Origin of the sequence: Caldiplasma sukawensis, from assembly GCF_052315375.1 — an archaeon.
Classification (GTDB): Archaea; Thermoplasmatota; Thermoplasmata; order Thermoplasmatales; family Thermoplasmataceae; genus Cuniculiplasma.
This window is the reverse complement of the sequence record NZ_JBLSDG010000001.1, coordinates 159,553-171,060: the sequence shown is the minus strand read 5'-3', so window position 1 is coordinate 171,060 and position 11,508 is coordinate 159,553. Positions and strand designations below refer to the sequence as shown.

Here is an 11,508-nt window from a genome sequence, read left to right as displayed (position 1 = left end):
TTTTCTGTGAAATTTTTTCCTTTGTTATTCATATTATTATTGATTCCCCATATACACTTTAGTGAAGATTTTGGAGTTCACACACACAAAATTAACAAATTAAACCTAAACAGTACACTTTATTATTACGGAAATTTAACTATTAATAGCTCAAACCAATCAATTCTATCCAACTACACCCTTATATTTACTTCACCAGGAATACATCACTTAACTTTACACGGATATCTGAAATCCTGCAATCTTATCATTAAGGATTATTCTGGCTTTTTGAATTTACTTGTTTATAATTCAACAATAAAATTTTACAATTTTACCCTTCAGATTAATGGAAGTTTTAATTCATTTAACTCAAACATAACACTGATTAACTCAGATATTGGAAACAGTGATTGCTCTCCTGCCCAGGAATTTTATAAAAGTAAGATTCAAATGATTCAAAGCAAAATATATCCGCCTCGTCTAAAATCAATAAGCCGTGTAATTGTAAGTAAATATATTCAGAATGGCCAACCTATTTCAAAAAATGGTTCATATTACTTCAAAGAGGAGTCTCAAAATTTTTACAATGTTTCCATAACTTCAGTTAAAATTTCATTCGATTACAATTTAATTCAGAACAATACAATCATGAATTTAACAATACCTGAATATAATATAAAATTTAATACACTTATTTACAATCAAAATAATACATTTTCAGAGTATATAAATTTAGATAAGCCAATAAATTTCTGTCATTCTGAAGATTTTTGCCTGAAATTTAATTTCACCGAAAAAACACAAATATCAGTCAAGAACGCATCAATAAGTCTCATTTCAAACTGTTCAGTGAAAATATATGATTACACTCATAACTACATAATATTAAATGCTAGCAGTATTACTTCAATGTCATCATATTTTATGATTTCATTTTGTGAAAAAACAAAAAATGGATTCTTGAACAGTCTTTTTAAGGGAATAATTGAGAGTAAAAAATCCGTTTTGACATTGATTAACTCCTCTTTTCCTTTATGGAATGATAAAGAGGATCTGCCCATATTCTTAAAATTTAATTCCTCATTTAAATTCTACAAAAATGTTAAAGTGAGTTTTATATTTGGAAATAAGATAGTTATTCCAAAAATTAAGTTCAACTCAAGCAATCATTTATTAATCAGTAATGGAAAAACCTATCTATGCTATTTCAGCCAATTTCATAACATGACACTATTTAATACCTTATGGGAATTCTCTGCAGGTAAAATTATTAAATATCTTTCATTTAAAAGATATGAATTTTCTAAGGGAAATTCATCGTTCGTTTATTCTTTTCAAAATTATTCCAGTATAAATGTTTCATATGATAAATCAAGAAATTATGATACTTTTGTTTATTATATTTATTTATCTCAATATGGCATAGGAGATCCGGAAAATGTTGTCATTCATTTACAAAATAAATCTTACTTCATAGCGGTATCGCTAACCAAGGGCAAAACAATTGAAAAAACAATTAATGTAAATTTAGAAAAAACTCGTTGGCTTAATCTTTCTATTACTTACTTTAATGGTGTATGCAATATTTCATCGAACATATTTTCCGAAAAAATTTTCAAACACATATTAAAGTCTGATAATAGTAAAGTGCCCTATTTTTCCTTATTGTTTGAAAATCAAAGTTATAATTCTATTAATGATACAGTGGTAATATACACTACAAAAAATAATATTACATTCGAAATTACTGGATCTGGTTTTTACGTGCCTTTAAATTCTTTTTTAATGACAAATAAAAGTTGTTTTCTAGTCAATTTTACCATCAAGAAAGGTAGAATCTATTTCAAAATCGAAAATTTAAAAAGCATATCAATATTAATTAATAGCACAAAGCTTGATGTTAAACAGTGTGAGTATTTATGTGAACCATATGGAAACTATACTTTACAATATTTTAATGGTAATTATGAGAAAAAAATCAAGATATTTCTAGAAAGCAGTAGTCTCTACATATGTTTACAATATTATCAAAACAACAGAAATATATTAATTGATACAGTACCTTCAATTATAATTTTGTTTATTATTATTACTTATGTTAGAATGAGATTTGTCAGCGTCTGTCCATTATGCCAAAAAAGGATTAAATTCCTTGAAAGACATAAAAACCATTAATTAAATGTTTGGGCATATGAAACATTAAAATACTGATCTACCAAATCAGTCCTGAAAAAAAATGAAATGGTGGTTAACTCTGGTTTCATAAAATCAGAGATCTGTTTGTAAAGTGCCCTAAAACTAATGTTTTGAAGATTTTCATAAACATATGTATAATTATTAACTAACTTTACATAACTTTTCGATGAATTTATAAGTACAAGATTTAAATTTTCGTTTACATTTATACATATGCCGTATTCAGTATTATTTGTTATTCTACTTCCATTAATTGAAACTCTGTAATACATATTGTTTTGAGAGAGGTATGAAAGGTTGAAATAACGATCTTTCATAATAAATGAGTCTGAACCGTTTCTTGTACTTTTAACTGTAAATGATAGACTGCATATGGATTTGGATATTCCATAATTAAAGGAAACATTTGACATGGTAGCTTTCCAATCCAGAAATGGTTCCCCATTAAGGTTAGTTGGAAATGTAAGATTTGGGTTTGAAAAATATGAACCAGATTGCATTTCCGTGGAACTCGATTGAAAATACTGTCCTGTAACAACGTAATATGGTTGTATTCTGAATGTGGAGTTTTGTTTCAACAAATACAAATAAGATTCTGGTTTAGCAAATATGGTATTAAATCCAACAGATACTGGTTCGTCACTTTCCCATATAAGACCGTTATAATCCACATTTAGTGGATAATCTGGAATAATCCTGAAATAAAGAGGAACAATTGACTTCATTCCGTTTAAAGGATTATATGAGATATTTATTTTCATCTGTGTGATATATCCTGGAATTGATGAGTTATCATAGTAAGCATCAATGCTATTTATTTTAAAAACGTTGCCAGTATAATATTTATCCTGAATTACAATTATTCCAGAACCACCTGCAAGTGTCAGGATTAAAATAATGAAGAGTGTGGAAAACAAATGTCTGCGGTCATTACTATTTTTTAATAACTTTTTGATGCTCGAAAAATAATTGAAATTTGATTTTTTTTCCTGTACTATCAAATCCGATGAAAAGTCCTGAATTTCATTTCTTTCTTTATTAAAAACAACATAGGAGAGTATTACCAATCCAATCCAATCAACAAGATATCCCATCAGAACCCTGTAATTGAAAAGAAAAATTATAATTGGAAAAATAAACAAAAAATATTTGAGTTCATTATATTTTAATATATATAGCAGGACTGATGTAACAAATACAAAAACGAATAAAAATGTGAAAACTTTTGGACTCAGATTCACAAATCCTGAAAATGAAAGGGAGGAGAAACCTAAGCCTATACCTATAACAGGCTGAAATTCAGCCTCGACAATATTGTTCAACCAATCATGTGGCTGCATTATTATAAACGGAAGATTTGTGGCAAAAAATGTTATGATTGTACCTGATAAAAAACTCAATGCGCTTCTAATTTGAGCATGTTTTCTATATAGATCAGATTCCTTGAAAATATAAATCAGAAAGAAGGGTAAAAGAATAATTGGCAACTGTTTTGCGGAAATTGCCAAACCGAAAAAAAGGCCTGAGATAACTGGTTTTTTTCTGAAGAAAAATGCCATAAATACAAAAAATACCCAAATTATGTCAGTTGAGCCCCCAACTGAAAAAGCAAAGAAAATGCTTTCAACTCCGAACAGAAGAATTATTATTGGTGAATTTAATAAAAGATTCTCTTTTTTCAGATATAAAAATGTAGAAAGAATTAGCAGAAAAGTAGTAAAGTAAAGAACATAGTAATTAGGTAATGAAAATACAACAACTGGTATAAAAACAAGAAAAGACATTGCCGGATAAAGAAGATAGTTAACATTACCTCCATACAAAGAAGGTGTAATATAGTTTGGATTTGGAGGAAATTGCTTGAAAACTTGCTGCATTAGACTGTTAATATATGGGTCTTTGCCTTCCAGAAAAAGACGGGCAGCAAAATTTTCAATGATTATTTCATCAGTGTTGGAATTTGCAATATAGTATCTGATTATAAAAAGGGATACAATGGCAAATAAAATAGATCCAATCAAATTAATTGTCAAAATTAAGTTATTATTTTTTATTTTTTTAAAAACTAAGGTTAAATCTGCCAGGCCCGTTAAAATTGTTAAGATAAGAAATATGATTGCGTATACGTTAAAATATGATATAAAATTTAAAAGCAAAAATGGAAAGGCTATTAATATTGCCCCAAACATTAAAATATAAAAATCCTGATTTTTAGATAATAAATCTTTTTCTTTTCCTTCCATTTTTCCCTTCTAATGTTTATTGTCAACTATTATTTATAAATATCATAGATGCCATACAAGACCCTGGCTGCCTCCGAAGTTAGCTCCAAATGCCCCAATTATTCCAATTACATCGGCCAATACAAGAGGGATACCAAAGAATGTTAATAGAATTATCAGGGCGAAATTTATTGCTGATCCAAGACTTGATGTCATGTTGTACTTTGCAAATCTCTGTATGACTGTTCCTTTTGATCTTCTCTTTCTATAAGTCCAGAAATTATTCATTAGAAAATTAGTGATTATTGAAACTTCAAGTGCAATTAGAATTGCCATATATCTATAAAGATGGAGGTAGTCCGCAGTGTAGTCAAGAAGAGCTACATTTACAGCAGCACCAACAATACCTACAAATAGAAATTTTATCATTTGATAGTTTGAAAGTTTGAAAATTAGCATTATATATTTTATGAACTCTTTCATACCAAGTTTGCTTTTTCCATATGCGCGCCTTGAAAAGTTAATTGGTACTTCAACAATCCTCCTTTTCCCTGCTATAACCAGTATCTCCAATAGTATTTTATAACCACTTGATTTTATTTGATCTGGATCTATTATATCTTTCTTAAAGGCGAAAAATCCAGACATTGGATCCCTAATTCCCTCTGTTTCCTGAATGTTTATATGCGCAATTAGGGTTGCAACTCTGGATATTAGCTTTCTTGGAAGGCTAAATTCTACCTCTCCACCCCTCACATATCTAGAAGCAATAGCTATTTCATAACCTTCATCCAGTTTTCTTATGAGCTGAGGTACAGTCTCTGGAGGGTGCTGCAAATCACTATCCATAACAATTATGTATTTAGAAGATGAATTTTTAATCCCTTCCTTTACTGCAGTTGCAATACCTAGCTTACCTGACCTGTGAATTACCTTAATACTTCCATATTTTTTAACAAGTCTTTCTGCAACATCGCCTGTTCCATCAGGACTGTTGTCATCTATTACTACTATTTCCAAATCTATATTAAGAGACATCAGCCTGTGTATAAGAACGGGCAGATTTTGTGCCTCATTATAAGTTGGCAAAATTACAGAAGCCTTAGGTATAACCATGTCTTATCCATTAATATTTATGGATATAAAAATTTTAATGAAAATAATGTTTTTTCTACATATATAATTATTTTATCATACAATTGTCTTCGCAACAAGATCACTTTGATCGAATATAATTAATTTATAGGTTAAACTTGGATCCAGATAATATAATGGTGAAGATGCCGTCAATATAAATGTTTTAATTTGTCCATTGCTTATGTTAGTACCACTTACATTCCATATGTATCCGTTTGGATCCGTGAGAAATCCAGACTGCAATATTCTGAAAAAAACAGATTCGTTTTTATTTCCTCCCGTATACAATAAAGTAACATTAATTTCATATATATATGGTCCTGATGATGTTTGTTTATAATTTTCTTGAATTTCAATAATGTGTAAATCACTTCTGTAGTCAGTTATTTCCTGATATGCCACCAAAGAAGGCAATATCAAACAGATTGATATTATGATAGCTATCAAAATTTTTTTCCTGTTTAAAATTCTTCTGTAAAATGTTCTTATTTTTGAATTATAGTTTAGTTTGTAATTGATTTGTTTTAATTGATCATTTTTAGATGAAGGAGATATTGAATTATTACTTGGAAAATATTCTCTTATCTCCCCTAAGAAGGGTATTGCCATCAATGGCCAGTATATGAAATAATTTTCTAGTACCCTGTAATTAAAAATCATTATTATTATGGGAAATACCGGAAAAGCAAACTTCAAATTTTTATATTTTGTTATGTACAATAATAGCAGAAGGATAATAAAAGATATCATCAAAGAGTCAAAAAATGGCCTTGCAAGCTGTGGATAATAACCGGCAAAACTCAACTGTGATGGGCCAAAACCTATCCCTATTATCTGTGCGCTCTCTGGTGATAAGATATCCCTAAAGTAAGCTGATGGATTCCATAAGATAAAAGGTAGATTAAGTATAAGAAATGTTAAAACAGAAATGAAGGTAAATTTAAGCATTTTGTACAAACCATTCTCTCTATAAAGAAAGTAAAGGAAAAATGGTAATAAAAATACTGGAGTTTGTTTCAAGGACAGTGCAATTCCAAAGAAAATTCCAGACAATTTGTATTTTCTAAAATAAATGAATGAAAGTGCTGTGAAAGTTACCCAGATTATGTCAGTTATTCCATGAAATGAAAATATCATAACATTGATGTCAAAAAAAAACAGAGCCACTACGAAGGGTATTAAATATGTCATCTGTTTAGCTCTCATATTTTCAATGATTAATAAAATAAGTAAAAATAAAAAGAATATCAATACAATATCGGGATTCACACCAATTAAAACTGATGGTAAAAATATAAGGAAAGACATTGCAGGATAACTGAGTGAATTAACTATGGAACCTACCGTAGTGGGAGTTAAACTTGATTCTGACAAACCGTTACTTAAAAAGTAAGAATATGGAACATTTACTGTGTAAGGGTCTTTAAAATGTAAAATTGAATATATGGCATATTTTTCAATTATGATTTCATCTGTGAATATTTCTCTTATCTCAAAAAATGAAGAGACAAATAAGGAAATCAAAACGATTGACACTATGAATGGAATTCTATAGTTATAAATTTTCTTAAATATCTGAGACTTAGTAAATGAAAAAGAGTATAAAATTATAAAAAAACCCAAAAAATTTATTATGAATTCAAGAAAAATAAAGGTGGGAGAAGAGTAACCTACAACATTATAGATGGCATATGGAACAGAGAGAACTATAATTCCCAGAGACAAAATTCCAAGTTTTTCTATTAATAACTTTTCCGAATTATGTTCCATGTTTTTATATCCTCTCTCGATCCCATATGTTAAATTTATAATAAAAAGATAATTGAAAAAAACACAACTAAAAAATATATCTGCATAATTATGAAGAGTGCGTCTTTGCTTTTTTCTCTATACCAACATAAACATGGGAGGGGGTGTGGAGAGGTGGGTTCTAAACACAATTAGTGGTATAAAGGAAAAATTCAGTGTATATGTTATACAGGGTAAATATTATGATGTGAAAAGATTTGACAATTTAGAAAAATTCGATTCCTTAGATATTGATTTTATTGAGGCGAAATTAAACTTTTTAAGAAAATCAAGGCTTTTATCTATTGTTTTAGATAATGCTATTATTCCATTTTCGGTATTAATATTTGCAAGAAAATATAAAAAAAACTTATTGGATAGTTTAAAAGATACTGACACAGTATACCTTACAAAAAATCAATATTGGAGACTATTCAAGGGGAAAAGAATTATAGGCTCTTGCCATACTGAACTGAATTCTGACAGTTTTTTAAATGTGTTAAAGGCAAAGATGATAGGGTATAACCTAATTTATAAAGGGATTGATAATTTTCATTTGTTTCCAGGAAGAGATAAAATAAAAGTTGAAATTGGGATAAGTAAAAATGTTTTTGAAATACCAAACGGTACCATAGATAAATTTTTTGAAATTGAAAAATCAGGTTCTCCTAAATTTCTTTATGTAGGGAGATTGGAAAAAATAAAGGGTATAGATAGACTACTAAATCTATGGATAAAAATGGCAGATGAATCTTGCCATCTTATAATAGTTGGTGCGGGAAATATTAATGCTAGGAAATTTTCAGAAAATAAAAGTAATATTTATTATGCAGGGAAAGTAGATGATGAAACTCTCAATAAACTATACAATGAAGCAGATGTTTTTATTTATCCAACAAGATGGGACTCATTCCCAAACACCATAATAGAGGCACTTTCTGGTGGATGCTATATTATTACATCCTCATTTTTGAAAAAAGCGTTTCCAGAAATATCGGATAATAAAAAAATAGGTTTCACAGTAAATAACTGGGAAGATGAGTTTGAAGATGTACTAAATTTTGTTAAGGAAAACTTAGATTATATCAGGAATAGTAGATCAGAAAGGCATAATTTATTTAAGGAAAAATATGAATTAAATATAGTAAATAAGAAAATTTCATCTATGGTATATAATGTAAGGAAAATGAAGGAAAAATTATAAAAAAAGTTCAAAAAATTAGGGTGAAATAATGGATGTAACATTTTCAGTGATCATAACTGCTCATGACAGAAGAAAATATGTAAGGGATGCCTTTAAATCGGTTATTGAACAAACAAGAAAAGACCTGATTAAGGAAATCATTGTAGTAAAAAATTATGAAGATGAATCCATAGATAAATATATTTTAGAAAACGGAGGTAAAACCTTAATAGAAAAAGATAGGAAATTCGGGGCCAAACTTTCAGTTGGAATGGAAAATTCCAATGGGGATTACATCTGTTTTCTTGATGATGATGATCTGTTTGCCCCTGATAAAATAGAATTATTGAACAATTTTATTGCTAAAAATCATTACCCTTTGTATATACATAACAAAATGGTCTTTATTTTCGAAAATACCTCATTGAATGATTACACTACACATAAAAGGACAGGGGAATATTCGGTTTTTTCTTCCGAAAATATTAGATTAAATCCATCAATAATAGGAAAGAATAAAATTGACTGGTACTGTTCCTGCATAACAATTAAAAGGAGTGAATATATAAAATGGACCTATTTCTTAAGAAATTCGGGAAGAAGTCTGGACAAAATACTATTTCTAATTGCTATTAATGAAAAGAATTCCAATATCATGTCAATAGAGGATAAACTTACCCTTTACAGAAAACATGAAAGTGTAACAGGAATTTATGAAAATGTTAAAAATTTCAGGTCCAAAAGGTTGAACTTTTTAACCGAATCTGAACTGGCATTGATTGAGTTTTATAATAATTCAAATAAAGCTAATGTTGAAAAAATAATGAACTATGTATTATGTAAAATTAGGTCAAATATTGCTATTTTCCAAAGGGAGAGAAAAAAGAACTTTCAAAAAACATTTATTTGTACTTTAAAAATAGGCATCACTTACAGGGAAATTGATTCCATTGTTCTATCTGTTCTGTTAATAATTCACCTCATAGCACCAGAAATTTCAGCCATTATTTACAGATTTTTACAGTTAAATACAACTTAATTATCTCCCTTTAAATATATTTCGTTGAATTTTGTCCTTATCTTTTCAAGCTTCTCATGACTTTCTAAAAAATTAAAAAACCATATGCCAAAAATTGAAAGAAGCATTTCAGGGACTACATTTGTAACTTTCAGTTTTGATTTTGATTTGTCTGACCATCTTATACCAACCTCGGTTATTTTGCAACCTGATTTTTTAAGATGGAAAAGAAGAGAAATGTCAAATGCCCAATCATTAACCTTAACTTTATTTATTACTTGATCTATATTTTTTTTCATGAATATCTTCAAACCACATTGAGTGTCGTTTACATCAATTTTTAAAATAAACCTTGTTAAAATATTGAACCCTCTGCTCAAAAGTCTTCTTAATAATTTTTGCCTCTTATCAACCATTGAATCTTTTCTGTATCTTGAAGATATTATGGCGGTGTTTTCAGATATCATGTCTCTTAATCTTTTGATTTCGTCCCCTTTAATGGAACCGTCTGCATCAACATATCCAACTATGTCTCCGTTAGAGTTTTTAAAACCCTCTAGTATTGCTCTACCCTTTCCAAGCCTCTGATTATAAACCAAAACTTTTGCACTGGGATAGTTAACATTTACTATTTCCGGGGTTTTGTCATTACCATCAAATACTACTATCAACTCAAATAGTTCAGGCAGATTTTCTTTTATTGAAATTAGGACATCAAGAATACGATCTTCCTCATTGTAAGCAGGAATTACAAGTGAAAATCTTAAATCTGCCATTTGATTGCTATCACTCCAATAATAATTAATGTTTACAATAAAACTTTTACAACAAACTTTATATTAAGATTTAATCTAAATCAATAATCTTATAAAAATGAATAAATAACAATTGATTATTTCTAATGAGATAATAATATGGAAGATGAAAAATATGACGCTTTGATCATAGGGGCTGGAACCGCAGGATTATCTGCAGGAATAAGTCTAAAACGAAAGAAATCCTCATACATAATTATGGATAAAAAAAGTGAGATTGGTAAACCTGTCAGGTCCACAGGGGCAGTTTCAAAATACTGGGCTGATAAGCTCAAAATGCCTGTCAATAGTAATATTGTTTCTTCTGAGATTTATGGGATTAGCTTCAGAACAGATAAGGGGAAAAAAGTAAATCTTAATTATGATACGCCGGTAGGATATGTTTATGATTTTACCGCATACGAGAAATATCTTGCATATGAGATGGGGGGAAAACTCAATATTAAAATGAATACCTTTGTTAAAGATATAAAAGATAATAAGGTAATAACTGAAAATGGAGAATATAAAGCAGATAATCTGATAATAGCCTCAGGTCCTACCTCAAACTTTTCAAATCTTTTTGAAAAATCAAAATCACTTGTTGGTTATGAAGAAACTCGGGAACTTGATGGTAGGACCGATTATCAGATGATTCTCTGGTTCAGTGATATGGCGCCTGGAGGATATTTTTGGGATTTTACTGAAAGCAAAAACACTAGAAAGATAGGTGTATGTTATTTTCCACAGCAGGGCTGGAATCCAAGGGAAGTTTTGAAAAAATTTACAGAAAAAAACAAGGAACTTGATGGGGATGTTGTTCATACAATGGCTCACCCAATACCCTTAGATGAGCCTAAGGAAACCGTAATCAATGGAAACAGACTTTTCTGTGGTGATATGGTGAATGCAGTTTTAAACACAACGGCTGGGGGTCTGCAAGGAGCCTTCTGGACAGGCAGAGAAGCTGGAATTGCAGCCGCAGAAAAGAATCCTCAACTCTATCAAAATCAGTGGGAACAGAACATTAAGCCTTGGCTGGATAAGCACAGAGAATTGTTTTTAAAACTTCATAAAAATGGGGTTAAATCAATAGAGCACTACATGACAATTTCCAAACTTATTCCCATGTCTATAAAGAAAAAGATGTTTGGAGGTCTTTGACTAAAACAGTATTATTTATACTTA

The 11,508-nt window shown here is 29.5% G+C and carries 8 protein-coding genes; 4 read left to right on the top strand and 4 right to left on the bottom strand.

Annotation, left to right across the window (positions count from 1 at the left end):
• The first annotated feature begins 6 nt into the window (after positions 1-6).
• On the top strand, positions 7-2,157 hold the full coding sequence (locus ACNF4Z_RS00855) for a hypothetical protein (RefSeq protein WP_458327349.1): 2,151 nt from the start codon (positions 7-9) through the stop codon (positions 2,155-2,157).
• On the opposite strand, the gene ACNF4Z_RS00850 is transcribed toward ACNF4Z_RS00855, so the two are convergent.
• The 3 genes from ACNF4Z_RS00850 to ACNF4Z_RS00840 form a co-directional block, all read right to left on the bottom strand.
• Positions 2,154-4,211 (bottom strand): glycosyltransferase 87 family protein, encoded by a 2,058-nt coding sequence (locus tag ACNF4Z_RS00850; protein ID WP_458327348.1) that lies wholly within the window; start codon positions 4,209-4,211, stop codon positions 2,154-2,156. The two genes, ACNF4Z_RS00855 and ACNF4Z_RS00850, sit on opposite strands and share 4 nt — an antisense overlap.
• Positions 4,212-4,463: 252 nt before the next feature.
• On the bottom strand, positions 4,464-5,516 hold the full coding sequence (locus ACNF4Z_RS00845) for a glycosyltransferase (protein ID WP_458327347.1): 1,053 nt from the start codon (positions 5,514-5,516) through the stop codon (positions 4,464-4,466).
• Positions 5,517-5,591: 75 nt separating this feature from the next.
• Positions 5,592-7,307 carry a hypothetical protein gene (locus ACNF4Z_RS00840; protein ID WP_458327346.1) on the bottom strand — a complete coding sequence of 572 codons (1,716 nt, stop codon included), beginning with the start codon at positions 7,305-7,307 and terminating at the stop codon, positions 5,592-5,594.
• A gap of 145 nt (positions 7,308-7,452) precedes the next feature.
• Here ACNF4Z_RS00840 and ACNF4Z_RS00835 point away from each other — a divergent pair, with 145 nt between their 5' ends.
• Positions 7,453-8,529, top strand: coding sequence for a glycosyltransferase family 4 protein (locus ACNF4Z_RS00835; RefSeq protein WP_458327345.1), 1,077 nt, complete (start codon positions 7,453-7,455; stop codon positions 8,527-8,529).
• Positions 8,530-8,557: 28 nt separating this feature from the next.
• On the top strand, positions 8,558-9,547 hold the full coding sequence (locus ACNF4Z_RS00830) for a glycosyltransferase family 2 protein (RefSeq protein WP_458327344.1): 990 nt from the start codon (positions 8,558-8,560) through the stop codon (positions 9,545-9,547).
• Here ACNF4Z_RS00830 and ACNF4Z_RS00825 read toward each other — a convergent pair.
• Entirely contained in the window at positions 9,544-10,302 is a 759-nt protein-coding gene (locus ACNF4Z_RS00825) for a glycosyltransferase (protein WP_458327343.1), read from the bottom strand. The genes ACNF4Z_RS00830 and ACNF4Z_RS00825 overlap by 4 nt on opposite strands.
• 138 nt (positions 10,303-10,440) lie before the next feature.
• Here ACNF4Z_RS00825 and ACNF4Z_RS00820 point away from each other — a divergent pair, with 138 nt between their 5' ends.
• Entirely contained in the window at positions 10,441-11,484 is a 1,044-nt protein-coding gene (locus tag ACNF4Z_RS00820) for an NAD(P)-binding domain-containing protein (RefSeq protein WP_458327342.1), read from the top strand.
• Positions 11,485-11,508 lie beyond the last annotated feature (24 nt).